The following is a 24,779-nucleotide window of genomic DNA, read 5'->3' on the forward strand; positions in this document are numbered from 1 at the left end:
GCGGCCATTCTACATTAAGATCCGGGCTTTGCACCAAGGCCAGCCCAACCATGACATTTGATCCCAGCCTGATGAAATCCCTGTGTTTGCTCCGCCTCTCTGCTATCGGCGATGTGTGCCATGCCGTGGCCATGGTGCAGGCTATTCAGCGCCGTTATCCTGACCTCGCCATCACCTGGGTGATAGGAAAAGTGGAATATCAACTGCTCAAGCATTTACCGGGCATCGAGTTTGTGATTTTCGATAAGTCGCAGGGTTTTAAGGCCTACGGTCAGTTGCGCCGTGCGCTCAAGGGGCGCCATTTCGATGTGCTTCTGCATATGCAGGTGGCCCTCAGAGCCACCATCGCCTCCCTGATGATCCCAGCCAAAGTGCGTATTGGTTTTGACCGTGCCCGCGCCAAAGAGGGCCAGTGGTTGGTCACCAACGAGCGGGTCGACGCTCTCGCGACGCCCCATGTATTGGAAGGCTTTATGGGCTTTGCCAGGAAACTTGACGTGACCGAGCTGTCTCCCCGCTGGGACATGCATATTCCTGCTGCAGACGAAGCGTTCGCGAAAGAGCTGGTTGCCGATGGCGAAAAGGTGCTGGCCATTTGCGCCGCCGCGAGCAAGGCCGAGCGCAACTGGCTGCCCGAACGTTACGCTGCCGTGGCTGACTATGCCGTTTCCAAAGGATACAGGGTGCTGCTCTGCGGCGGCCCGGCACAACTTGAAAAAGATTTGGCTGCGGCTATTGAGGCCAATTGTTCGTCGAAGCTAACCAATCTTGTTGGAAAAACCTCTTTGATTCAGCTTTTGGCGCTATTAAAGCGGGTTTCAGTGGTAATTGCGCCCGATACCGGTCCTGCCCACATGGCGGTCACTCAGGGCACGCCCGTGATTGGTCTCTACGCCCATTCCAACCCTGGCCGTACCGGTCCTTATTTTAGCCGCGAGCTGACCGTCAGCGTCTATGATCAGGTGATTGCCGAGCAGTATCCCAATCAGCAAATCCCCTGGGGAACCCGGGCGAAGGGAGCAACTCTGATGGAAAAAATTGAAGTTGCCGACGTTTGCCGCATGTTCGACAAGGCTACGGATGTCGCCACCCAGGAGGTGTAAGGTTATGACTATATCAATGGCCCCAAACTCTGCGGTCACTCAATCTATGGCCCCGAAATTTTTGTTTATCCCGGTGTCTTCTGCAGAAGGCATGGGAGAGTACATGCGCTCGCTGATCGTTGCAGACGAAGTGAAGCGCTGTTGGCCTGCTGCCGAGGTGTGTTTCATTCTCAGCAAGGAAGCTCCCTACGCAGCCAGCTGCCCATATCCAACCAAACTGCTGGATCGCACGCCCACCAAAGAAGTGAAAGCCGTGAACGACATCATGGAGACATTTCGCCCCGATGTGGTGCTCTTTGATGCATCCGGCCGCAAGTCTCAGCTGGCAAGGGCCCACGCCCTGGGCGCCAAGGTCGTGTTTTTCAGCCAGCACAGGCGCAAGCGCAGCCGCGGTATGAAAATCGGCCGCGCCCGGGTGACAGATGCCCATCTGGTCGTACAGCCGGAATTTGTGATTGGCCCCGTTTCCGCTTTCGATGCCTTTAAGCTGAAGTTGATTGGTAAACCACTGCCTGAGTGTATTGGGCCCGTGTTCAGCGCGCCGGATAAGGCTAGACAGCAGGAGCTGCTCGCCCAATATGGCCTCGCCGAAGGGGAGTTTGTGCTCTTTAACGCCGGCTCAGGCGGGCATAAGTTGGCCGGTGGCCTCGCGGCAGACCGCTTTTTTGAGGCGGCCCAAGCCAGCTATGCTGCCAGCGGGCTCAAATCCGTGATGGTGTTTGGTCCCAATTACCCCAAGACGCTGCCCGAGGCATCGGGGGTGATTTGCTTAAGTGCTCTCGCCAACAGCGACTTTATTAACTTGCTGGTGGCCGCCAAAGCGGCGGTGCTGAGCGGTGGGGATACCTTGCTACAGGCTATCGCCTTGAAAAAACTGGTACTTACGGCTCCGGTTTCCAAAGACCAGCCGCCACGCATCGCTGTTTGTGCCGACAGAGGGCTGGTGCTGGCCTGTGAGCCCGAGCAGCTTGCTGCCAAAATTCCCGCTTTGTTTTCCGATGAAACCACAGCGTCACTGCAGCAGGCTCTGGCAGCCGAAGCCGATATGGATGGCCTGCAACTGACCATGAATAAGATTAAGCATTTGCTGGAGGTTCAGCCATGACAGGACGCAGAATTGCCATTGCCATCGACAGTTTGGCCGGTGGCGGTGCAGAAAAGGTGATGTTGACTCTGGCGTCCACCCTGGTGGAGCTGGGCCATGAGCCACATTTGCTGGTGTTGCAGCAGGACTGCCACCATGAAATTCCACCTGGCCTGCAGGTTCACTTCTGCTTTGGCGGTGATGAGCGCAATATTGACGGCTTTTGGCGTACCCGTGGTTCGGTACAGAAGTTACAACAGTGGATAACAGGGCTTGAGGCGCGTTTCGGCAAGTTTGAGTTGTTCCTGTCCAACCTGGATAAAACCAATCTGCTGATGACCCGCACCGGCGTGGCACCGCTATATTGCGTGGTGCACAACTCTATTGAAGAAGAGTTGCAACGCCAGCGTAAGTTGGGTCCCTTTGCCTATCTGAGTATGCTGCGGGCGAAAAAATCACTCAACGGCCAGCATCTGATCACCGTCTCCAAAGGGATAGCCAATGAGATTGCCGAGGTGGGCAGGGTGAAGCCGGCCTCGGTGCAAACCATATACAATCCATTCGAACTGGAAAAAATTCAGCACCAGGCCAATCAAACACCCGAGGCACTGCCCAAAGGAGATTACATCATCCACGTTGGCCGGTTTGCGCGCCAAAAACGCCATGATGTGCTCTTTGCGGCGCTTAAACAGATGCGTACCCCCTTACCATTGGTACTGCTTTGCAACAACAAGAAGAAGGCTATCAAGTCGGCCCGCAAGTTTGGGGTTGAGGACAGGGTGATCATTCCCGGATTCCAAACCAACCCTTATCCCTGGATAAAGGGTGCCAGGTTGTTGGCATTGAGTTCAGACTATGAAGGCTTACCCACGGTGTTGATTGAGTCGCTGGCTGTGGGTACCCCGGTCGTCAGTACCGACTGTCGCCATGGCCCCAAAGAAATTCTCACCGGAGAACTGCGGCGCTTTTTGGTTCCAAGACGTGATCCAGCAGCGCTGGCGGTCGCCATGGATGAAGCCTTGAGCCACTATCCGAACTGCGATGATGCACAAATTCTGACCCAGGTGGGAGCTGCCACAGTCGCAGGCCAGTACCTGAAGCTGCTGACAGTCTGAGACGTTTTATTCGGCCCGCACATAATAAAAAATCCCGGCCTGGCCGGGATTTTTTCAGGCTTTTTTTCCCAGAGTCAGACGGAATTTGAGATAACTCAGCGGCATTTTTAGCAGGCGTCGCCAGCCCAAAGAGGTGAAAAGCTTTACTGCTGATGCGGGAAACGCGGGGTCGCAATAGCGGCGGTAAAGCAACAGCCAATCGAGATGGCTCATTTCATTGGGACGCTTGGTCTTTGGAATAAAGCGCGCAATCAAGCCGAGTCCCAACTGCTCCGGTTCCAACACCCGCAGGTTGGATGCCATAAACCTGTCCCAGCGCTCAGCCTGCCCGGCAGAAAACTGGTGGCGGTGCGCCAGGGGCAAAAAGCCATCGTCAAGACGTCTGAGCCACAAGTCGCAATAGATTTGCTCGGCATGGGGGCAGGTCAGCGGTGCCCCGTGGTACTGGGCTTTACCGGCCTGAGCCGGGTCGAATGGTCTGTCTTCGAACAGCGGCAAGTCCCAGATTTTCAGCAGATCTTCCGTGCGGCCGAAATGGAAGAAATCGCTGGGGTGCATGATGACACGCTGCCCTTCGGCATAACGCCGGAAGTAACTGGTATTCACCACCACGGGCTCAGTAAAGCGGATATCCGGTGCACAGCGAGCGGGAAACTGCGCCAGTGCTGCGACAAACCCGTTTCCGGTCAGGAAATTATCCGACCTTAACTTGACTGCATAGGGTGTCTGGACTCGTTTGAGTCCCTCGCGGGTAGAGACTATCTGTCGGTTAAAGTTGAGCTTTTGTGCTTCACCCTGAGCATTGTAGGCAACGACATTGGCACCGGGATCCGGGTGTTGCAGCAAGAGATCCGGGGTAAGCCCTGTGCAGTCCTGTCCTTCCCAGGTGGAGAGGATGATACGGGCACCCGGCAGATGGGTGCGGATGCTATCAAGGCAGATTTGGGTGATGCCGGTTTGCTGATCCCGCCCCTGATAGGCCTGAACCGGTCCCTGTACCACCACAGTAATATCACTGAATTTGATTGTCATAGGCTTAATACCAGCGAGCTTGAGCCGTGCCATGGCACGGCTTGGCGATATCAATATTGGGCCATCAGGGCCTGATATTCCTCTGGCACACCGCAGAAGATCACCTCACTGGCATCGATAAGGTGGTAGTGAATGTCCTTACCCAGAGCTATCAGGTGGTTGTATAGCGGTGCTATATAGAGCTCTTGCTTTTGCCACTCGCTTGCTGGCCGTGCGGCTTCGGTTTCATAGGCCTGGCGAAAATCGGCGGCATAACGGAAATAATAGAGCCCTGTGCTGCACAGATCGGATATGGGCTGCTTTTCAGCGGTCTGCACTACGCGGGTGCTCTGGGCATCGGCGGGTTTGGCATATGACCAGTTGCTGCCCTCGCCACGAAACACCTCCAGGTAGCCATCGGCCGTATCGGCGATGGGAGGCAGCGTAAATCCGGGTCTGAAGGTATCTATATTGAAAATCGTCAGCGGCTCAGCGTCTTGCACCTCCTTCAGCCCCAGGTACACGGTTTCGGCCTGTCCTCGGGTTGGCTGCTCCAGGGCAATAATCCTGAACTCTTTAATGCCCAGTGCCTGGCAGCGTGTTTTGACGAAGGCCACAGTGTCATACAGGTCGCGCACAATAAACAAAAAAGCCGTATTGCCAAAATAGGCCGCAAAGCTGAGCAGGGCGTGGTCAAACAGTGGCATGCCGCCGGCTTCGAGCATGTATTTGGGCTGGGTGTAGCCAGCGTTGAAAAAACGGGAGCTTAACCCCGCCATGGGGATCACTATCATGATGGATGTCCTGTGCAGGCAAGCAGCCTGTCATAGAGTCGATAGGCGTTACCGATAAAGCCAAGCTGCCGGTCGGGTCTGTCGCTGTGAAGTGGCAACATGGAGAGGAACAACTGAATTTGCATGGCGTAAAGCTCGGCTTCGCTGACGGCGAACTCGCTGGCCATCAGCAGGACGAAGTCGGCCATGATTTGCTCGCGTCTGGGTGTGATGGCAATACTGAAGTCAATGTCCGGCCCCAGCTGCTCGGCTTTGAAATAACCGGCAATAATGGCGTCGTAGAGCCCCAAGACCGAGTGGGCCAACTTGGCGATGTCATATAAGCCATTGCCGTGGATGGTTTGTTTGTCATTCCCATCCAGCCCACGCGGGTCTATGACCTTGATATTGCAGGTTCGAAAGTCATACAGAATATTGCTGAAACAAAAGTCACCGTGAAGCAGGTGCTGCCTGCCATTGTCTTTGGGCAAATATTTGCAGCTTGTCCGGGCCAGCTCCAGCAAAGAAGGGCGCAGGGCGCCATTGATCCGGTTTTCCTTCGCGACAGAGACGCCGCTCTGGCTGGCGAAATCCTCAAGTCGGCTCAGGGTCTTATCCATAAAAAGCCCATCGAGGGTTTGGGCATCGGCCACCGTATGACTGTTGGCATCCTTGAGAAACTGGCAGCAGGCTTTGAGCACCTTACGCCAGGCAAAGGCAGGTAGCTGGCTGAATACGTAAAGCTCATTCAAGGCTGTCAGGTGCAGATACTCTATGCTGTAGCCAAATACATCAGAAGTTTCATCACAGCCCAGCAGCTGTGGGATGTAGCCGCGCATGGGCCCTGGCAAACTTTGATACCAGTTGGCCTCGGCAGCCAGCTTATGTTTTTTGTGGCTGAATTTTCTGACGACCTGACCCTGAATTGCCATCCCGTTAAAAGCGCGCTGAGTCGTCATCCGGCTTTTGGATTGGTAATAGGTATGGCTGTGACCAAAATCATACCAATGGGGCAAGGTTACGGGGGTCAGGCCCTTGTCATCCATATAGCCATTCAGACCCGTAATAAAGTCACCCTTGGCCTGGGTGATGTACCTTATCAGTGCTCTTGGGGCTGAGAAGCTGAAAAAGCCATTTGAAATCAGTTCGCTGGAAGGTCTTAGCTCAGCATGATACGGACGCAGAGTGGCAGTCTTGGTATCAAATTCGGCCCAGTTGTAGTTGTCTTCGACCTGACTCAGACCCAGACAATCGGTTTGGCGGGGCAGGCTATCGAACAGGGTATCGCCGTGGAGAATATATAAAGGTTCATCGTCGGCAAACTCCAGCTGGATAAGGGCATAGACGATGGATTCCCCCAGATTCAGCCTGGGAGGCAGGTACAACAGCTCAACACCATAGTCTTTGAGGCTTTGGCTGTCATAAGGGCCGGGGGTAAAGCCCTCCGGCAGGGTAATGATGGTGCGTTCGCCAGCGGGTATTAACGCCAGCTGGTGATGGAACAGGCGCTTGTTGCCCACCGGCAAAAAGCAGGGGGGCAGAGGTCCGAACTCAGACTGTAACTCTGAGGCCACCATGGCGGCAGAAGTAATGAGGTACATGCACGTCCTATGCTTTGTCGTCTTCGATCAGTTGCTCAATTTCGGCCCGGCTCAGGCGGGCGAATTCAGACGGTCTGATGGCCCTGTCATCGATATAAAAGCCTTCATGGCCGCACCAGGGTTTACCGACAAGAATTTCGTCGTAGGGCACCTGATGCTTGTCCAGCCAGGCTGTGATCACCGGCAGCGTATGGATGTTTATCTTGCCCACGTTACCTTCAAAGGTACGCATATTGCGTGCTGTGGATATGACAATTTCAAATCCTTCTGCCTGATATTGTCTCAATCGGGCAATCACATCTTCCCGGGGCGACACCGCACTGTAATCTGTGTTGTCGGCCTTGGTGAGGGTGCCATCCAAATCTACTATGAGTCGTTTCATCTCTGTTCCACACAGATAAAAGGCTATTGTACTGCGCTGCTGGTGGTGCGGCCAGTTGCTTTCACTGGCTCCTTACGGTTTGCACAAACGGCCAACAGTTCATGCTTGATGTCCCGGGTGAAGCGAGGCAGTGAGTGCACTTCTTTAATATAGGCAATGGCATCTTTTGCGAGTTGGTGTCTGAGGCCATCATTTGCCAGCAGCTGATTTATTGCTGCGACAAAGAGCTCCACCTTGTCGAAGCCATCCCCGAGCACTTTGCCGGTATACACGCCAAACTTGCTCGCCAGCTCATCGGGATTTTGGCAACTCACCAGCAGGGTGCCGTAGGACAAGGCCTCGAGGAAAGAAATCGGGAGGGCTTCATGAATGGAGGTATTGACCAGCACCTTGGCGTCTTTCAGGAAACGATTCTTTTGCTCGCCTTCCACATGACCGACGAAATGCAGATTGGGAATGGCCTGGTAGCCTGACATTACGGCATTGTTTTCGTCAGCCTGCCTGTGCGCCTGACCCAGCATATAAAACTGGTACTGAGGCATGGCCTTGGCGATTTCGGCGAATAGCCAACCCCGCTTTACGGATTCGATACGACCAAGGAATACTATGCTGTTCTGCTTCGGGAAACTGTCCAGGTCAAACGTCTCATCAATTTCGATGGGGTTCGGCAGGTAGTTGATGGGCGTATTGGCGGGTAAGCGATACAGGTCTCTGGCCTTTTGATCGAGACACTTGGCTTGACTGATAAAGCGTATATGACCACTCCGGGCGTATTGATTCACAAAATCGTAAATCTCTGCATCCCAGTAGCTGGGCTCGGGAAAGAGTTTCACCGTCTGGATTTCATCCCACTCGTAGGCGGGTCTCGGATCCTGGATCCAAAACAGCAGTTTTTTGTCTTTTCCCGGTGCCTTACTGAAAATGCGGTAGGAGTGGGTGGTCATCTCGATGGAAAGGAAAACATCATAGTTTTTCTGTCTCAAAAACAGGTTATTTACCCAATCAAAGGCCCGTGCTGCCAACTTGTATACCTTGATGCCATCGACCATAAAACACTTGGGCCACAGACGCACTTTGCCGCAGTCTTTTTTCAGCAAAACGTCCACTTCAACCTGATCGTCAGGAAGGTGTTTGGCCACCAGATGTCTGGCCAAAAAGCCATATCCGCCATATTTGGTTTTGGCGCCGCCAAAATATTCATCTACCAGCAGTGCTACCTTAATTTTACTCATGAATGCTTTCTGGATTGCCCGTTTGCGGGCATTGTATTAACTCGGCTGTGAATCACAAAATAATTAATAAAATCATGTCTTTAAATGTATATTTATTGAAACTTTGGTTTTGTTTTTGTGTGACTGGTGAATGGTGTGTTACGTATTTGGCCCGGAGTTTTGAGGTTACCGGATGCAGGCTTGTAATTTGCCTGTTGTGAGGCCATGCACCTGAGGCGCACTTGTGGCAGAATGGGCAAACTTTCTTTGGGCAATCAACCCTTAACTCGATACGACACAGGTCTGTATATGCATACAAGAGCCATCTATCCCGGTACTTTCGATCCTGTCACCAATGGGCATGCGGATCTGATAGAGCGGGCCGCCAACCTGTTTAAGCATGTGGTAATAGGCGTGGCAGCAAGCCCGTCCAAGCAGCCAAAGTTCTCGTTGGAAAAACGGGTGGAGCTGCTGAAAAAAGTCACAGCTCATCTGGATAACGTGGAAGTTGTGGGGTTTACCGGCTTGCTGGTGGACTTTGCCAAAGACCAGCAGGCCAGTGTGCTGGTGCGGGGGCTCAGAGCCGTGTCGGACTTTGAGTACGAATTCCAGTTGGCCAACATGAACCGTCGCCTGAGCCCGGATCTGGAAAGCGTGTTCCTGACGCCCGCTGAAGAAAACTCCTTCATCTCCTCAACCCTGGTGAAAGAGGTGGCGCTCCACGGGGGTGACGTGAGCCAATTTGTACATCCGGACGTTGCCGCTGAATTGTTGGCACTGCCGCGTAAGAAGTGAATGATTAAAAGGGACTTTATGAAGTACATGTCGTTATCTGCGCTGAGCTTGGCGCTACTGTCTGCGTCGGCTCTGGCCGCACCCTGGGTGGACTCTTCGGATGTCTACCTGCGCGCCGATATTCAGGCACTGGCCGATGCCGGTGTTATCACCATGCCAGTGAATACGTTTCCGCTGATGTGGTCCGGCATTGGGGTGGATTTGAATAAAGCCGAGCCCTCATTACTGACGCCGGATCTGGCCGCAGCCTATGCGAGGGTGAACTACTACTATCGTCAGGCGGTGGAAAACCGGGGTAACACACGACTCAAAGCGGTTGGCGCAACCGATGAAGCCAGATTCCAACATTTCGGCAGTGACTACCGAGAGCAGGGTGAACTCAAGGCCTCCCACGAGTACATGGATAATCGCTTTGCGTTCAAGGTGTCTGCGACGGCAGCCTATGATGCAAAGGACGCCAAAGACTTCCGTCTGGATGATTCCTGGGCGGCGCTGGTATTGGGAAACTGGGTATTTACTGCCGGTACGGTTGAACAGTGGTGGGGGCCCGGATTTGATACGGCGCTGCACAAGTCCAGCAACGCCCGCCCCATGCCATCGTTACTGCTGAGTCGCAACAATGCGGCGGCCTTTGAAACGCCTTGGCTGTCGTGGATTGGTCCCTGGACCCTGACTACGGGGATCAGCTGGATGAATGATAATCGCGCGGTGGAAGACACCCTGCTGTGGAATTTTCGCGGTACCTTAAAACCCTTTCAACAGCTGGAAATTGGCGCTTCCTGGACTGTGCAGATGTGCGGTGAAGGCCAGGACTGTGGTCTGGGCACTTTCTGGGACACGATTTCGGGCGGCGGTGAATGTGCCGATGGCAGTGTAGATTGTGATTCGGCTCTGAACTCGCGTTTGGGTAACCAGATGGCCGGATGGGATATTCGCTACGCCGATACATGGTTCAATGTGCCCGTTGGCCTCTACCTCGAGCGTACCTGCGAAGACTCCAGCGGTCCCATGCCATGGGATTTGGCCGATTGTGCCAAACTGGCAGGTGTTGACACCCGTTTTGGATTTAAAGATCAGCAGTACAAGCTGTTCCTCGAATACACAGATACCCTGGTGGCTTGTGGCAGTGACGATAACGCATTCAACTGCTTCTACGAGCACTCCACCTATCTTTCAGGCTCCCGCTATTATCGCCGTTCTTTGGGTTCAACCTACGACAGTGATGCCGAAACCTGGGTGTTGGGTCTGATAGGTCAGTTTGGCGACAGCAAGGGCATAAATGCCTACCTGCGCTATGCCCAGCTTAACAAAGATGGCAAAAACCGCGGTGGTGAGTGGGTACCACAGCCTGCCAAGGAAGATTTGCTGATGCTGGAAGTGTCTTACCGTCAACCAATGTTCAAAGGTATGGTAACTCTCGGAGGCACTGTCTCCCGCTCAGAGTTCGACACGAATACCGATAATGATGCCACCCTGTATGGCAGTTATGAATATCGATTCTGAGTGTCCGGATTTCTGAACACAAAACGCGCCATCGGGCGCGTTTTGTCATTTTTATGACAACCAAGATGGGTATCCTTTCCGGCAGCCGTGCGATATGCTGGCGAGTGGGCTTTTGCCAAAAAGGAAAGTAGACTCAATGATTTCAGTGGTTATTCCTGCGAAAGACGAGACCGGAAACATAGGCAATCTGGTCAAAGAAATCGCAGCGGCGCTCGAAGGCCAATCAGACTTCGAAGTAGTGGTAGTTGACGACGGCAGTACGGATGCAACCGGCCAGGAAGTGTTGCAGGCGGCGGCAGATTGCGGCTGTAATGCCAGTGTGGTGCGTCACCGCAAGAGTACCGGCCAAAGCACAGCGGTGCACTCCGGGGTGTTGCATGCCAAGGGTGACTGGATTGTGACTCTGGATGCCGATGGTCAAAACGATCCTGCCGATATCCCCGCCATGATTGCCATTGCCCGCACCATTACAAATTCGCATTTTTGTATTGCCGGGTATCGCAAGAATCGGAAAGACACCGCCTGGAAACGTTTTCAGTCGCGAGTCGCCAATCGTATCCGCGATGCCCTGCTGCACGATGGGGTACCTGACACCGGCTGCGGCCTGAAGCTGTTCCCGCGGGAAACCTTTCTGCGCCTGCCCCATTTCAACCATATGCACAGGTACTTGCCGGCACTGATCCGCCGTCTTGGCGGCGAAATCCGTATCAGCGAAGTCAACCACAGAGACAGGGGCGCCGGCGTGTCCAAATACAATGCCTGGAACCGTGCCTGGGTGGGCATTGTCGACCTGATGGGCGTCATGTGGCTTATCCGCAGAGGCAAGATAGCTGAGGTGGAACGGGTGGACGGTTACAATCATCCATGAAGACCCACCTGAAACGGCTCGGTAAATTATCTCTCACCCTGACAATGCTCATCCTGCTGATGCTGGCCGCCAGGGAGGGATGGTTCGACCATCTCACCGACAGCAACTGGGTGGCCCGTTTCGTCAAAGAGGGCGGTGTGCAGGCGTTGGCGGTATTGCTGCTAGCCGGCAGCCTCTTTACTGCGGTGGGTGGGCCAAGGCAGGCCATTGCCTTTGTGTGCGGCTTTGCCATGGGTGGCCTCTATGGCGCACTCTTTTCAACCCTGGCGACCTTGCTGGGCTGCCTGATGAGCTTTTATTTTGCCAGACTCACGGTAAGAAGCAGTTTAAGCCGCCGCTTTGGCCACAGATTGCAACGCTTTGAGGCACTGCTGGCTCAAAAAACCTGGCTTAAGGTATTGATGATACGCCTGTTGCCGGTGGGCAGTAATTTGCTCACCAATCTCCTTGCCGGCACCACCCGGGTCGGGGTGGGCGGCTTCCTGCTTGGCAGTGCCCTGGGTTACCTGCCACAAATGTTGATTTTCAGTTTTGCCGGCGCCGGCATTGGCCTTGCGGATCATATCCAGCTTGGGGTCAGCGTCGTGCTCTTTATTCTCTCCAGCGCCATTGGCGCTTACCTGTACCGCAGCCATCTTAAGCGGCAGGTAGATGAATTTGCCGAAGAATCGTAAGGATACCCATGACAGCATTGTTCAGACTCTTTGCCGATGATGATAAGAAAAGGGTGTTTTGGGCGCTCTTTAGCCTCACGCTGCTGGTGATGCTGATTGGCATTGGCATGCGCTCTCCCTGGCCAGCCGATGAGCCGCGCTTTGTGGAAGTGGCCCGGGAAATGGTGATGGGCGGGGAATGGCTGTTTCCCACCCGCGGCGGAGAATTTTATCCCGATAAGCCCCCGGTATTTATGTGGGCCATTGCCGCTGTGTATTGGTTGATTGGCGATCTGAAACTGGCCTTTCTTATTCCCAACGCCCTCTGCGGCCTGTTGACAGTGATGCTGGTATACGACCTGGGCTGTCGACTTTGGAACGTCAGGGTCGGTCGTAACGCCGCCTTGTTGCTCTTGTTGGTGCCGCAATTTTTGATGCAGGCAAAGAATGCCCAGATAGATGCCATGGTGGCCTGCTGGATTACCCTGGGTTGCTACGGGCTGGTGAGGCATTTTGTACTCGGGCCCCATTGGCGTTGGTTTTTTGCGTCCTGGGCCTTTATGGGGTTGGGGGTTATCACCAAGGGTGTGGGCTTCTTACCACTGCTGATGTTATTGCCTTTGGCCTGGTATCGCTGGCAAATGGTCACCGGCAGGGCACTGTTGCCCCACCAGGCCTGGAGCTGGAAGGTGGTCCTTGGGCCTCTGGCCATGTTGGGTGTGATTGCCCTGTGGCTGGTGCCCATGTTGCTGGCGGTGTTGCTGGATGCCACGCCTGAGCACCAGGCCTATATGAACAACATCCTGTTCAAGCAAACCGGTGAGCGTTACGTTAACGCATGGCACCATATCAAACCCTGGTATTTCTTTATTTTCAGCGTTATTCCCTGGCTCTGGTTCCCGTTGCCGCTGCTGGCAATTGCCCATGGTAAACGTGTTATTGAGCGCATCAAGCAAGACCCCGTTATTGCTATTTTGCTGCTTTGGGTTTTGCTGGTGGTGGTGTTTTTCAGCCTGAGCCCGGGCAAGCGCAACGTGTATATTTTGCCAGCTCTGCCGATGGCCTGTTTGGCTATGGCCGCTATCATCGATGGTGAGCAGCCCAGGCGCTGGTTTGAGGGTTTGGTGAAGGGCGTATTGTGGGTATTGGGCGCCGTACTGCTGCTGGCGGGCGTGCTGGCACTTATGCATCATCCCAAGCTGGCTGCCAGGCTCGCCGATTACACCGACGACTTAACGGGCATAGGTATGATGCTGCTGGCGCTCGGGGGAGTTTGGCTTGCCTGCTTGTGGTGGCTCAGAAAACAAATCTCGCTGCTCAATGCCGGTGCCGTGACATTAGTGGGCTGGCTGCTGGTGGGCACCTGGGGCTATATGCTGCTCGATAGCATGCGTACACCGCAGCAACTGATGCAACATACGGCCGAAACCATAGGAGAAGATGCCGAGCTTGGGCTGATTAAGTTCAAGGAGCAGTTCATTCTGTTTTCTCCTGTGTCTGTGACCCACTTCAGTTACCTGGCGAGCGTCGAAGAGCAGGAGCGCAATGCCTGGGCTTGGATGAACGAGGGGATGACAGAGGGCGCCTCTGCACCAAAGCGTTACTTGCTGGTTCCCGAAGGCACAACCCTGAGCTGTTTTGATATGTCCAGGGGCCGTAGCATGGGCATAGCCCACAGGGACAACTGGCTGTTGCTGGATGACCAAGCCATGGCGGCCAGCTGTGATGCACCCAAACGGGTCTACCGCTACCACACTGACCACCCTGGCCATTGGCTGACGGACTAATGAATAAGCCCCGCATGCGGGGCTTTTTTGTGCCAGTGCCAGTCATAAAACCTTTATCTCAATGACATCTCCCTGACGTCTTAATGACATTCGGCTGTGTTCCAGTATGGGCCGCTACCCGAGTAACTGAGTAGCACCCAAATAACTCATAATCACAAACTGGAGATGCCTTGATGAGAAAACATCATGCACTGCTATTTACCCTGATATTTGCCCTGCAACCTCAGGCCTATGCCGAATCACTCAAGGTGATGGCTTACAACATAATGCAGCTCAATGTGCAGGATTGGGATCAGGTCAATCGTGCAGCACGTTTGCCTGCCGTGCTGACACAGCTGTCGGATCAGCCCGACGTCATACTTGTAAGCGAAGCCTTTAACGATGAAGCGGAAACGGCACTGAGTTCCCTTGCCGGTCTATACCCTTATCAAACCGCTAATGTGGGTGAAAACTGCAGCGGCACCGGCTGGGATGCGCTCACCGGAAACTGCTCCAACTCCCCCATGGTGGTGCGTGGCGGCGTGGTTATCCTGTCCAAATACCCCATATTAACCCGCAAGGCCCATGTGTTTAATCACAGCCTGCAGGGCAGTTGGGATTATTATGCCAACAAGGGATTTGCCTATGTCGCCATCGAGAAAAATGGCGAGCGATTCCACCTGATTGGCACTCACCTGCAGGCAACCCACGACGATGACACAGCGCAAGAACATCAGGTACGTCTGGGGCAGCTGGGGGAAATTCAGGCCTTTATCGAGGCCGAGCAGATCCCGGCAACCGAGGCTGTTATTATCGGTGGTGACATGAATGTGGAATGGAGCAAACAGCTGGAAGTGGCCGACATGCTGGCCACAGTAAATGCCGGGCTGAATTTTACTACTCCGGGAACAGGATCTTTCAGCGCCAGGGATAACTGGTTTACCAAGGCCAATGCCTACTACTTTGACTACAGCCTCGACTACAACGATACCCTCGACTACGTATTCTGGCATCAGGACCACAAGCAGCCAGTCAATAACCCGGAGATGTCAGTGCGCTACCCAAAGGCTGAAATCAGCTGGTATTGGTGGTATTTGAAAGGTTATTGGAACTTAAGCTCGGGCCGCTATTACCACAATGGCTACTACAACGAGCTGTCGGATCACTACCCGGTACAGGTGAGCCTCCAGTTCAACTGATTACGTCGGATGAAAAAGCCCCGTTCAGGGGCTTTGATAATGTAGCTTCCGGCGAAAGACCCAGCACCTAATGTGCCAGTATCAGTACAGTGCCGGCCACCGTCATGATGGCGCCGAGCCATGCACCCACTGCGGGACTCTTGCGATACACCAACCACAGCAGTGGCAACACCAGAATAGGGCTGACGGACGACAATATCGCCACCAGGCCAGCGTTGCCGTGTTTCAGTGCCTGCAATATCAGTGTCATACCCAGTACCATCGACAGCGCAGCGTTGCCGATGGTGAGAGCCAGTACCTTGGGAGTGGCAGGGGTTCTGGCCCTGGCAACGGAAAAGCCCAGCAGCAACAGGGCGAAATGCAGCACAAAGGCGGTACTCATGCGCACTGCCGACGCCGCCACCGCATCTATATCGGTTTCCATCAGGGGTTTGAGCATCAGGGTCGACACCGATTGGCACAGGGCTGACAAGAGTGCCAGTGCCATACCGCGTTTGACCTGCTGATTACCGTTTTCCCAGGCATGTTCTTCGTTTTTTCGTTTACCGAAAAAGATGGCCACCATCACGCCGCTGATGAGCAGGCTACTGCCAAACAGGGTCCATCCCCACAGGGTTTCACCGAGAAACAAATAGGCCAGTACAGCAGAAAACAGGGAATGGGTGGCAAAGAGTACCCCGGCTCTTCTGGGGCCTAAGCGATTCATGGCGGCAAACAGCGCCGTATCACCAATGAAAATGCCGATAAGCCCCGAGAGTGCCAGCAAATAAAGGCTGTCCAGCGTCAGGCTGTGCCAGCTGCCAAGGAGCAGCGCCAGCAGCCAGAGCATAACGCTGGCACTGAGCATTCTGATGCGGGTGAAGGCAAAGGCGCCAAGATGTGTGGCGGCGGTGGCCGACATCAGGCTGCCAACGGCCCAGCAGGCAGCGGCGAGTAACGCCAGATATTCAAAGCTCAAGGATTTGCCTGTGAGTCAGTGGGATTCGGGGGCGCCATTATAGAGACTCGGCTATTAATGCTCCAGCGTTCGGTAACTGGCATTCTGCCAAAGTGCATTTATAGATGAATAAAAAGAACTCAAAAACGCAAATTGGCCTTGTTTTATCTGATTACGGATGAAATTATTTTGTCTGACATAGGCTGCAAAATACCGTGGTGCGCTGACCGAGGCGGATTTCACTCAGCAGGTGGCCACATTCGGTGCAGGTCTCGCCGCCGCGGCCATACACATGTAATTTCTGGGCAAAGTAACCGGGCTTGCCGTCGGCGTTGGTAAAGTCTTTGAGGGTGGTGCCCCCCTGTTTGATGGCCTGTGCCAGTATGGCCTTTACCTCGGCGGTAAGCAGCGTAAGGCGTTCGGCATCCACTTTACCCGCTTCGGCCTCGGGGTGAATACCGGCGGCAAACAGGGCTTCGTTAGCGTAGATATTACCCACTCCAACCACTATGGCGTTGTCCATCAGGCACAGCTTGATGGCCTTCTTTTTGCCTTTGAGTGCCCCTTGCAGGTAATCGGCATGGAACGCGGCCGACAGTGGCTCGGGCCCCAGCTTTTCCAGCAGCGGGTGGGCGGCCTCAGGCAACTCGCTCCAAAGCCAGGCGCCGAAGCGGCGGGGATCGTTAAAGCGCAGCACCCGACCGTTTTGCATGACCAGGTCAATGTGATCATGCTTCTCGACCGGGGTATCCTTCGGCAGCACCCTCAGGCTGCCGGACATACCCAGATGGACAATGGTGGTACCCGCCTGCGTATCTATCAGTAGATATTTGGCCCGGCGTCTGACGGCCAGAATGGTTTGGCCAACGATGTTTTGTGTAAGCTCAGGCACTGGCCAGCGCAGGCCGGCATTACGCACAATGAGGGCTTCAACGCGGTTGCCTTCCAGGTGGGGGGCAATGCCCTGGCGGGTCACTTCAACTTCCGGTAATTCTGGCATCTTGCTCTCGCACTGCGGGTTATTGGGGTTGGACTGACAAATGGGGTTCGAGTGCCTGACGCAGGCTGGGAGGAATAAGGTACCAGTGACCCTGGGGGGACTGCAAAAGTCCGTCATCAAACAGTAGCCAGGTTTGTGCGGGCAATTGGCCGATGAGGATAGTCAGCTCCCTCGGCCCAGTGGGCTGGCCCGGCGGTTGAGACAGGGCTGAGACCTTAAGGCTTAACCAGGCATTACCCCAATCATCACAGTTGCTGACCTGGCTGTCGCAGGCAAAGATGCCATTGGTACGCTCCAGCGCGACACCGTCCAGTTGCAGTCCCGTGAGCGGCGTGGAGTCGTCAAAGAGTGGCGCGGCATCTTCCGGCAGGCTGTTCATGCGCTGGTCAAGCAAAGTCAGCACCGAGACCATCAGGATGCAGGCGATGATAATGATGTTGTTCCAGGTGCGGCGTTTAAGTCCCATGGGAAAAAATCAAGCGAAACCCTGGCGTTGAGTGTAACACGAGATGCCCCAGGTTGAAGATTCAGCCTCCGGTCGCATTCATAAAGCGCAGTATTTGCACGGCACCCGTATCGAATTCATGGGATTTGGGCTTCAGAGGCATGGCTGCAAGAATGGCTGCTTTCATGGCTTCTGTGTCGCCGGGATGGCTTCTGAGAATGGCCTTGAGGTCGACCGAGTGTTCGTTCCCGAGGCATAACAACAATCGGCCCTCAACCGTCACCCTCACCCGGTTACATTCATGGCAAAAGTTATGGCTGTGGGGCGAGATAAAGCCGATATGCACCGGGCTGTCCGACATCTGATAATAACGCGCAGGCCCACCGGTTCGCTTGTCTGAGAGCGTCAGCGGATAACGGTGTTCAATGATGGCGCGCACCTGGTCGCTGGACAGGTGACGGGCCGTTTCGCGATCGTCCATCAAACCTATGGGCATTTCTTCGATAAAGGCGATATCGAGCTGGTGGCTGCGGCAAAAGTCCACCAAGTCCAGCACTTCATCGTCGTTGCGCCCCTTGAGGATAACGGCATTGAGTTTGATGCGCTCGAAACCTGCCTGTTTGGCGGCATCGATACCGGCTATTACCCGCTCAAGCTTGCCATTACGGGTGATCTGTTCAAAGCGCTCGGGGTTAAGGGTATCCAGGCTGATATTGAGGCGCTTGAGCCCGGCAGCCCTGAGGGCCGGTGCCAGTTTGGCCAGCCGCGAGCCATTGGTGGTCATTGACAGCTCCTGCAAACCGGGCAGTTGCCCCAGTTGCGCCACCAGATCAGTGCAATCGGTCCTGACCAGGGGCTCGCCGCCGGTGAGGCGAATTTTCTTCACCCCCAGCTCAGTAAAGGCTTTACCAATGAGCGCCAGTTCCTCAAAGCTGAGCACCTGCTCCCGTGTCAGGAAGCAGGGGTCTTCTTCCATGCAGTAAACGCAGCGGAAATCACAGCGGTCTGTGACCGATAGCCTCAGGTACTCGACCTTGCGGCCGAAACTGTCGCACAGGGCTGACATTAACTGGCCTCAGAGCAAATCGGCAAAGGGCTGGATATAGACCCTGCTGCCGATGGCGAGCTGTTCATCGGGCTCAGCGAGCACTATCAGGCAGTTGCCTTTCACCATTGAGCTCAGCATGCCTGAGCCTTGGGCTCCGGTGGTTTTGACATGGAGCTGGCCATCGTCTCCCAGATGGTAAATACCCCGGAAAAACTCGGTTCGGCCGGCACGGCTTCTGAGCACCTCGTCTGTGATGGCGGGAATAAATTTGGGCTGGTACTGATTTTCACCGGCGAGTTTGCGCAGGGCCGGTTGCACAAACTGCAGGAAAGACACCATCACGGCCACAGGGTTACCGGGCAGACCAAAAAACAGAGCCTGATTGATTTCGCCAAAGGCCAGTGGCCGTCCCGGACGCATGTTGATGCGCCAGAAGCCGATTTGACCAAGCTTTGCCAGCGCGGTCTTGATGTAGTCGGCATCGCCCACAGATACGCCGCCAGAGCTTATTACCACATCGGCGCAGCTCGCGCCCTGCTCAAGCGCCGCCATCAGGCTGGCTTCCGAGTCTTCAATAATGCCAAGGTCAATCACTTCACAGCCAAGGCGTTTGGCCAAGTTTTTGATGGTGAAACGGTTGGAGTCGTAGATGCAGCTGGGCGCGAGGGGCTCTCCCGGGGCGCTCACCTCATCGCCGGTGGAAAACACCGCCACCCTTGGGCGGCGCTTTACCTGTACCTTGTCAAAGCCAAGCGACGCCAACAGGCCGGTGGCGGCGGCATCGATGCGCTCACCTGCGCCAAGTGCCACTGCGCCTTTGGCTATGTCTTCTCCGGCCTGCCGCACATGCTGGCCCAATTCCAGCTTGCCCTGAAGCGACACAGTGTCGCCTCTGTCATCGGCAAGTTCCCTTGGCTGCACCGTATCGGCACCGGCGGGCAGCGGCGCGCCCGTCATGATACGCACGGCCTCACCGGGCTTGAGGGTGTCGGCAAAACCGTGTCCGGCAAAAGAGGATCCAACAATAGAAAGCGAGTCTGGCATGGGGTCGGCAAAGCGGAAGGCAAATCCATCCATGGCCGAGTTGGTTTGCTGGGGCACGTCCACCGGCGAAATGGCTTCGCTGGGCAGCACCCTGCCATCGAGTTCGTCCAGCGGGGCAATTTCGGTTTCACTGACAGGGACGACTTTCGCAAGAATGGCATCCATCCCCTGACGGACCGACAGAGTCTTGCTCATATCGGCCTCGCAGCCACAAGTGGGCGCCAGAGGCAATGACGGGGTGGCCGGGCACCAGTCGGCAATATACTGCTGCACAAAGTCGGCAATTTCGGCCACGTTGTTGATATCGAGTCTTGGCAGGTCGGATGGCAACTGGGTGTCGTCGCAGCAGGCCACGGCGAGAATGTCCGGGTCCTGGGTATGAATAAATGGCTTGCCATGGGCGGCTCTGTGCAGCTCTATCTTGGGCAGCGACAGCTTTTTAAAGCCCTCTACCAGCACTATATCCACCTTGTCGGCTTCGATTTGGTTCAGCAGATGGGGCAGTTCGGGGTCAGAGTCGCGGGCGTCTTCGGTCATCAGTGCCCAGCGCACGTGAGAGGCAACCAGCATCTGGCGGGCACCGGCTTTGCGCAGCTCATAGCTGTCCTTGCCGGGAATATCCACATCAAAGTCGTGGTGGGCATGTTTAACGACAGCCAGCTTTAACCCACGGCGGTTCAGCTCGGGGATGAGTTTCAACAGAAGGGTGGTTTTACCGGTGCCACTGTAGGCACAAAATCCCAATACAGGCACGGGAAGGGGATTGCGAAAGGCTGTCGTCATGCTCACCTCAAAAAATCACTGTGTCAGCGCCTTGGATAGTTGTTCTATTTGCTCTGGCGTGTTGACGTTTACGAAGGCATTGGGCTGGTCGGCAAAGGAAACTACTGCCACCTTGTGTTTGGCGTACCAAAAATCAATTTTGCGCTCGCCGGCCGCTAAAAAAGCCTTCATGGAATCGCGCAGTGATGGTTTGAGCAGCATCACCACGGGTTGTTCATACTCGCCATCGCTGGCAACGGCGAGGTCAGCCGCTTCGGCTTCCAATCCTGCCGCCATTCTGGCAACCAAATCTGTGGGCAGGCAAGGACAGTCACAGGGGACCACCAACAGCAGATCGGCCTGGGTTTTGCCCATGGCGGTTACCATGCCTGCGAGCGGTCCCAAAAAGCCGCTGTCTTCATCACCGAATACGCAGTCAGCAAACTGAGCATACAGGTTTTGATTGCGGTTGGCGTTGATCAGGATCTCCTTAACCTGAGGTTGAATGCGCGTAATGGCATGTTCAATCATGGGTTTGCCAAGGAGCTCTACCAGCCCCTTATCCTGGCCACCCATGCGGCGGGCCTGGCCGCCGGCAAGGATGACGGCATCAATGCGCAAGGACATATTCGTTTTCCTGTGGTTGTGGCGTTTTGATCTCAAGGCGTCCCGTGAGTATGCGGCCGTCCTGAATAAGCCAATGATGTTGGCACAGTGCCGTTAAGCGGCCATGCTGGTGGCTGGCTATCAGCAAGCCGGTGCCGTCTGCCTTGAGTTGTTCTGTCATGTCGAGCACCAGCTCGCGGGAGTCCTTATCCATATTGGATACAGGCTCATCGAGCATCAGTAATCTGGGCCTGAGCAACCAGGCCCGTGCAATGGCGAGACGCTGGCGCTCACCACCTGACAAATGGCTTGCCTGGCTGTGTTGAAGGTGCCCAAGCTGCGCCATGTCCAGTGCCTTTTCGATACGGGAGTGTTCCAGACATCCCAGTTTAAGGGCAAGGTTCAGGTTTTCCAGCACGCTGCCTTCAAAGAGGTACGGATGCTGATGCAGGTATACGGCGCAGCCGTGGAGTTTGTTCTTTTGCCACAGGCCACGGGATGGAAAACCCTGGGCGGTTACCGTGCCATGGGAAGGGGCCTGCAATCCGGCAAGAATTTTCATCAGGGTGGTTTTGCCGCTGCCGTTGTCACCCATCAGGTAGATGCAATCGCCCTCGGCAAAGGTCAGATTTGCCGACTCAAACAACTGCCGCTGGCCGAAGCGAATGCCCAAATCATGGGCAAGGATCCTCGCCATCAGTGACTCCTTACCTGATTCTTACCCCTGAGGTTCCCCAGGGCAAAGTTCATAATAATGGCCAGAAACAGCAGCACCAACCCGAGTGCTATGGCCTGAGCAAAGTCGCCCTTGCTGGTTTCCAGCGCAATGGCGGTGGGAATATTACGGGTAACATACTCGATGTTGCCGCCAACCATCATGGAGCAGCCCACCTCGGTCACAATACGGGAAAATGCCGCGATAACGGCCAACAGCAGTGGGCCGCGCAGCTCACCACTGACCATGAGTATGGCTCGGGGCAGCGATGCGCCAAGGGTCAGGGCGGTTTCCCATGCGCGTTTGTCGGCGCTGGTAAAGGCCGCCTGGCTCATGGCAATCAGCACGGGGGCGCAGATCAGCATTTGCCCGAGGATCATCCCCTGCTGGGTAAAGAGCCAGCGCAGGTCGCCCAAAGGCCCCATGCGGGTCAGCAGTAAATACACCAGCAAACCAATCACCACTGTGGGTATGGATTGCAGGGTTTGCACCAGATTCAGGACAAAGTGACGGCCGGGGAACTGCTTAAAGGCGAGCACAAAGCCCAGCAGCATAGAGGGGATAAGGGTGATCAGCAGGGCCGCGAGGGAAACGCTGAAAGAGATCCAGATAATCGACCAGAGATCTTTATCGAGGGAAAACAGCAGGCCCAAGGCCTGCTGTATCAGTTCAAACCAACTCTGACTCATTGACGATAAGTGGCCTTGAAGAGCTGCTCTCCCTGAACCTTAAAGTCATTGATCATCTTCTGTCCTTCGGCGCTGATCAGCCAGTCACTCAGGGCCTTGGCACCCTTGTGATTCAGATTGGGATATTTAGAGGAGTTAATCAGGATAACCTGATAAGGGTTGGCCAGGGTGGCGCCGCCTTCAAAGTCGACATCCAGATCCAGCTTGCCCTTGTAGGCGATGTAAGTACCACGGTCAGTCAGGGTGTAGCCCTGCAGTTCGTTGGTCATCAGCAGGGTCTTGCCCATGCCCTGGCCCACAGAGGTATAGCCCGTGAAGTCAGGTTTTACATTGGCGGCTTGCCAAATTTTGAGTTCTTTCTTGTGGGTACCTGAGTCATCGCCACGGGAAATGAAAGGCACGCCGGCAGCGGCGATTTTACCAAAGGCCTCTTCAGCGCTGGCGCTGCCCTTGATTTTGGCAGGGTCATTTTTGGGGCCAAGCACCACAAAATCGTTTTCCATAATGCCGCGAGGCTCGCTGCCGTAGCCTTCTTCAACAAACTTGGCTTCGGCGGCAGGGGCGTGGGTCATCACCAGGTCAACGTCACCCTGACGGCCCAGTGCCAGCGCCTTACCGGTACCAGTCGCGATAACCTGTACCTTGTAGCCGCTTTGGGCTTCAAAGGTGGGCAGCAGTTCTTTGAGCAGGCCTGAGTTTTCTGTGCTGGTGGTGGTGGCCAGCTTAATCACTTCCTCGGCCTGTACCGGCGTAATGCTCAGCAGGGTGGCCGTCAGGGCTGCGCCCAGAATATGTTTGGTGTTGAACATGCTTTCTCCTTGGCTTTAGTTCGTCGCCTTTAAATCGGGCCCAACAGGTATTGCGGGCAATTGGCGCCATAGCTATTAGCAATTTGAGTGCCAAAGAATATATAGCGATTTGCTTCACAATCCTTTCAACAAAGTGTGAAGCAGCTCCCAAGTGCAACAAAAACCTTCAGACAAATTGTCCCAACGCACACTTTAGCTGGTCCATAGTGACCTATCGACCATTTTCCGGTGATAGAATGACCGCATTATGCGTCAAAATGTCCAGAAGAAGACAAGATGAACCAGAACGAAGCCATTGCTAAACCTCTGCCTACTGCCGTGTCTGTGCTGATTGTTGATGATGAGCCGGGTATGCGTTCCTTTTTAAATAAGGCGCTGTCGAAAAAGTTTGCCCTGGTGGAAACCGCCGGCAGCGTGGAAGAAGCAGAGCAGCTCAGAAGTCGCTGTCACTTCGATTTGATCATTGTCGATATTCGATTGCCGGGGCGTTCCGGTATTGAATGGCATGAAGCCCTGTCGGATGAAGACAGGCGCTCGGACATAATTTTCATGACCGGTTACGCCGACATGGAAGTGGCCATTCAGGCACTGCGGGCAGGTGCCTCTGACTTTATCATGAAGCCATTCCACCTGGAGCAGATGCTAAAAGCGGTGGACAGGGCCATAGAGCGCAGGCTGCTAAAGCGCGAAAACCTGATGCTGCGCCGCGAAGTGTCGATTGGTTATTCCTCCAGCATCATTGGCAACAGCGCCGCCATGCAGGAAGTGAAAAACATTATTGCCCGGGTGGCCCCCACCAACGCCGTGGTGCTGATTGAAGGCGAGTCGGGCACAGGTAAAGAGCTGGTGGCCAGACAACTGCATCAACTCTCTGGCCGACAGGGTCCCTTCGTGCCCGTCAACTGCGGCGCCATCGCGCCTGAACTGCTGGAGAGTGAACTCTTTGGCCATGCGGCGGGCTCCTTTACCGGCGCCAAGGGTGCCCGTGAAGGGCTGTTCAGCTTTGCGTCGGGGGGCACCATCTTCCTCGATGAAATCGGCGAAATGCCGCTGAAGATGCAAACCGCGCTGCTGAGGGTGCTGGAGCAAAAGGCCATCCGTCCCGTGGGCAGTGAAAAAGAGGTCAGTATTGATGTACGTGTGGTGGCGGCCACCAACCGTAAGCTGGCCGATGAAGTCGAGGCCGGGCATTTCCGCCGCGATCTCTTCTATCGTTTGAACGTGCTCGAAATTCAAATCCCCCCACTGAGAGACAGGCCCGAAGATGTGGTCGAGTTGACCCATCACTTCACCCGGGTGCTTGGGGCGGAGCTGGGGGTCCGCGAACTGGTGTGGAGCCACGAAGACTTAAGCCGCCTTCAGCAGCACGACTGGCCGGGTAATATCCGCGAGCTGCGTAATATGATTGAGCGCAGCATCCTTTTAGGAAAGCCACCGGCAGAATATTGGAAAACCACCATCAAGGAAGCCGAACCGGGCCAGTTTGGGTTCCCGCTGGAGTGGCCACTCAAGGATGTGGAAAAGCATCATGTACTGGCGGTGGTTGAGTCCCATGGCGGAAATAAGTCGGCTGCGGCCCGTGATTTGGGTGTGTCCCGCAAGACCCTGGACCGAAAATTCAAAGAGTGGTTTGGCACTGACAGTGACGAGGAGGAATAAC

General features: G+C 54.9%; 24 protein-coding genes. 10 read left to right on the plus strand and 14 right to left on the minus strand.

All coding sequences use genetic code 11. The features are described from left to right. Positions 1-50: 50 nt before the first annotated feature. The 3 genes from K0H63_RS00475 to K0H63_RS00485 are packed head-to-tail and all read left to right on the plus strand — an operon-like array spanning position 51 to position 3,302. Entirely contained in the window at positions 51-1,103 is a 1,053-nt protein-coding gene (locus K0H63_RS00475; protein ID WP_220066277.1) for a glycosyltransferase family 9 protein, read from the plus strand. A gap of 4 nt (positions 1,104-1,107) precedes the next feature. Beyond that, the gene (locus K0H63_RS00480; protein WP_220066278.1) at positions 1,108-2,208 is read left to right on the plus strand and encodes a hypothetical protein; all 1,101 of its coding nucleotides are present in this window, start codon (positions 1,108-1,110) and stop codon (positions 2,206-2,208) included. Beyond that, entirely contained in the window at positions 2,205-3,302 is a 1,098-nt protein-coding gene (locus K0H63_RS00485) for a glycosyltransferase (RefSeq protein WP_220066279.1), read from the plus strand. The genes K0H63_RS00480 and K0H63_RS00485 overlap by 4 nt, the downstream gene beginning before the upstream one ends. Before the next feature lie 54 nt (positions 3,303-3,356). Here K0H63_RS00485 and K0H63_RS00490 read toward each other — a convergent pair whose 3' ends face one another. Genes K0H63_RS00490 through K0H63_RS00510 form a run of 5 tightly spaced genes read right to left on the minus strand, consistent with a single transcriptional unit; the run spans position 3,357 to position 8,301 of the window. Continuing rightward, entirely contained in the window at positions 3,357-4,334 is a 978-nt protein-coding gene (locus K0H63_RS00490; RefSeq protein WP_220066280.1) for a WavE lipopolysaccharide synthesis family protein, read from the minus strand. 50 nt (positions 4,335-4,384) lie between these two features. Beyond that, the gene (locus tag K0H63_RS00495) at positions 4,385-5,107 is read right to left on the minus strand and encodes a glycosyltransferase family 2 protein (RefSeq protein ID WP_220066281.1); all 723 of its coding nucleotides are present in this window, start codon (positions 5,105-5,107) and stop codon (positions 4,385-4,387) included. Further along, a complete protein-coding gene (locus K0H63_RS00500) occupies positions 5,104-6,687 on the minus strand; it encodes a capsular biosynthesis protein (protein WP_220066282.1) in 1,584 nt (527 codons plus the stop codon). Before K0H63_RS00500 ends, K0H63_RS00495 begins: the two co-directional genes overlap by 4 nt. Positions 6,688-6,694: 7 nt before the next feature. Further along, positions 6,695-7,069, minus strand: coding sequence for an HAD hydrolase family protein (locus K0H63_RS00505; RefSeq protein WP_220066283.1), 375 nt, complete (start codon positions 7,067-7,069; stop codon positions 6,695-6,697). Positions 7,070-7,092: 23 nt separating this feature from the next. Next, positions 7,093-8,301 carry a glycosyltransferase family 4 protein gene (locus K0H63_RS00510; RefSeq protein WP_220066284.1) on the minus strand — a complete coding sequence of 403 codons (1,209 nt, stop codon included), beginning with the start codon at positions 8,299-8,301 and terminating at the stop codon, positions 7,093-7,095. 288 nt (positions 8,302-8,589) lie between these two features. On the opposite strand from K0H63_RS00510, the gene coaD reads away from it, so the two are divergent. The 6 genes from coaD to K0H63_RS00540 all read left to right on the plus strand — a co-directional run bounded on the left by coaD (position 8,590) and on the right by K0H63_RS00540 (position 15,064). Then, positions 8,590-9,075 (plus strand): pantetheine-phosphate adenylyltransferase, encoded by a 486-nt coding sequence (coaD, locus tag K0H63_RS00515; RefSeq protein WP_041409577.1) that lies wholly within the window; start codon positions 8,590-8,592, stop codon positions 9,073-9,075. A gap of 18 nt (positions 9,076-9,093) precedes the next feature. Then, positions 9,094-10,578, plus strand: a complete 1,485-nt coding sequence (locus K0H63_RS00520) for a capsule assembly Wzi family protein (RefSeq protein WP_220066285.1) — start codon at positions 9,094-9,096, stop codon at positions 10,576-10,578. A 136-nt stretch (positions 10,579-10,714) separates the two neighbouring features. Continuing rightward, positions 10,715-11,446 carry a glycosyltransferase family 2 protein gene (locus tag K0H63_RS00525; protein WP_220066286.1) on the plus strand — a complete coding sequence of 244 codons (732 nt, stop codon included), beginning with the start codon at positions 10,715-10,717 and terminating at the stop codon, positions 11,444-11,446. An 8-nt stretch (positions 11,447-11,454) separates the two neighbouring features. Continuing rightward, a complete protein-coding gene (locus K0H63_RS00530; protein ID WP_408733379.1) occupies positions 11,455-12,120 on the plus strand; it encodes a TVP38/TMEM64 family protein in 666 nt (221 codons plus the stop codon). An 8-nt stretch (positions 12,121-12,128) separates the two neighbouring features. Next, positions 12,129-13,886, plus strand: a complete 1,758-nt coding sequence (locus K0H63_RS00535; protein ID WP_220066288.1) for an ArnT family glycosyltransferase — start codon at positions 12,129-12,131, stop codon at positions 13,884-13,886. 173 nt (positions 13,887-14,059) lie between these two features. After that, positions 14,060-15,064 carry a sphingomyelin phosphodiesterase gene (locus tag K0H63_RS00540; protein WP_220066289.1) on the plus strand — a complete coding sequence of 335 codons (1,005 nt, stop codon included), beginning with the start codon at positions 14,060-14,062 and terminating at the stop codon, positions 15,062-15,064. A gap of 67 nt (positions 15,065-15,131) precedes the next feature. Here the strand turns inward: K0H63_RS00540 and K0H63_RS00545 are convergent, their stop codons facing one another. The 9 genes from K0H63_RS00545 to K0H63_RS00585 form a co-directional block, all read right to left on the minus strand. Next, positions 15,132-16,022, minus strand: a complete 891-nt coding sequence (locus tag K0H63_RS00545) for a DMT family transporter (protein WP_220066290.1) — start codon at positions 16,020-16,022, stop codon at positions 15,132-15,134. A gap of 163 nt (positions 16,023-16,185) precedes the next feature. Then, positions 16,186-17,001, minus strand: a complete 816-nt coding sequence (mutM, locus tag K0H63_RS00550; RefSeq protein ID WP_220066291.1) for a bifunctional DNA-formamidopyrimidine glycosylase/DNA-(apurinic or apyrimidinic site) lyase — start codon at positions 16,999-17,001, stop codon at positions 16,186-16,188. Positions 17,002-17,020: 19 nt separating this feature from the next. Further along, a complete protein-coding gene (locus tag K0H63_RS00555) occupies positions 17,021-17,467 on the minus strand; it encodes a hypothetical protein (RefSeq protein ID WP_220066292.1) in 447 nt (148 codons plus the stop codon). A 61-nt stretch (positions 17,468-17,528) separates the two neighbouring features. Beyond that, positions 17,529-18,512: a GTP 3',8-cyclase MoaA gene (gene moaA / locus K0H63_RS00560; protein WP_220066293.1), complete on the minus strand. Its 984-nt coding sequence runs from the start codon at positions 18,510-18,512 to the stop codon at positions 17,529-17,531. A 9-nt stretch (positions 18,513-18,521) separates the two neighbouring features. Next, a complete protein-coding gene (locus K0H63_RS00565) occupies positions 18,522-20,321 on the minus strand; it encodes a bifunctional molybdopterin-guanine dinucleotide biosynthesis adaptor protein MobB/molybdopterin molybdotransferase MoeA (RefSeq protein WP_220066294.1) in 1,800 nt (599 codons plus the stop codon). 15 nt (positions 20,322-20,336) lie between these two features. Continuing rightward, entirely contained in the window at positions 20,337-20,927 is a 591-nt protein-coding gene (gene mobA / locus K0H63_RS00570) for a molybdenum cofactor guanylyltransferase MobA (protein WP_220066295.1), read from the minus strand. Then, entirely contained in the window at positions 20,911-21,603 is a 693-nt protein-coding gene (locus tag K0H63_RS00575; RefSeq protein ID WP_220066296.1) for an ABC transporter ATP-binding protein, read from the minus strand. The genes mobA and K0H63_RS00575 overlap by 17 nt, the downstream gene beginning before the upstream one ends. Then, positions 21,603-22,310, minus strand: coding sequence for an ABC transporter permease (locus tag K0H63_RS00580; RefSeq protein ID WP_220066297.1), 708 nt, complete (start codon positions 22,308-22,310; stop codon positions 21,603-21,605). The genes K0H63_RS00575 and K0H63_RS00580 overlap by 1 nt, the downstream gene beginning before the upstream one ends. Beyond that, the gene (locus K0H63_RS00585) at positions 22,307-23,119 is read right to left on the minus strand and encodes an ABC transporter substrate-binding protein (protein WP_220066298.1); all 813 of its coding nucleotides are present in this window, start codon (positions 23,117-23,119) and stop codon (positions 22,307-22,309) included. Before K0H63_RS00585 ends, K0H63_RS00580 begins: the two co-directional genes overlap by 4 nt. 276 nt (positions 23,120-23,395) lie before the next feature. On the opposite strand from K0H63_RS00585, the gene K0H63_RS00590 reads away from it, so the two are divergent. Next, complete coding sequence (locus K0H63_RS00590) at positions 23,396-24,778, plus strand: sigma-54-dependent transcriptional regulator (RefSeq protein WP_220066299.1); 1,383 nt, start codon at positions 23,396-23,398, stop codon at positions 24,776-24,778. The last annotated feature ends 1 nt before the right edge of the window (position 24,779 follow it).

The sequence above is a fragment of the Shewanella zhangzhouensis genome, from assembly GCF_019457615.1.
Taxonomy (GTDB): domain Bacteria; phylum Pseudomonadota; class Gammaproteobacteria; order Enterobacterales; family Shewanellaceae; genus Shewanella; species Shewanella zhangzhouensis.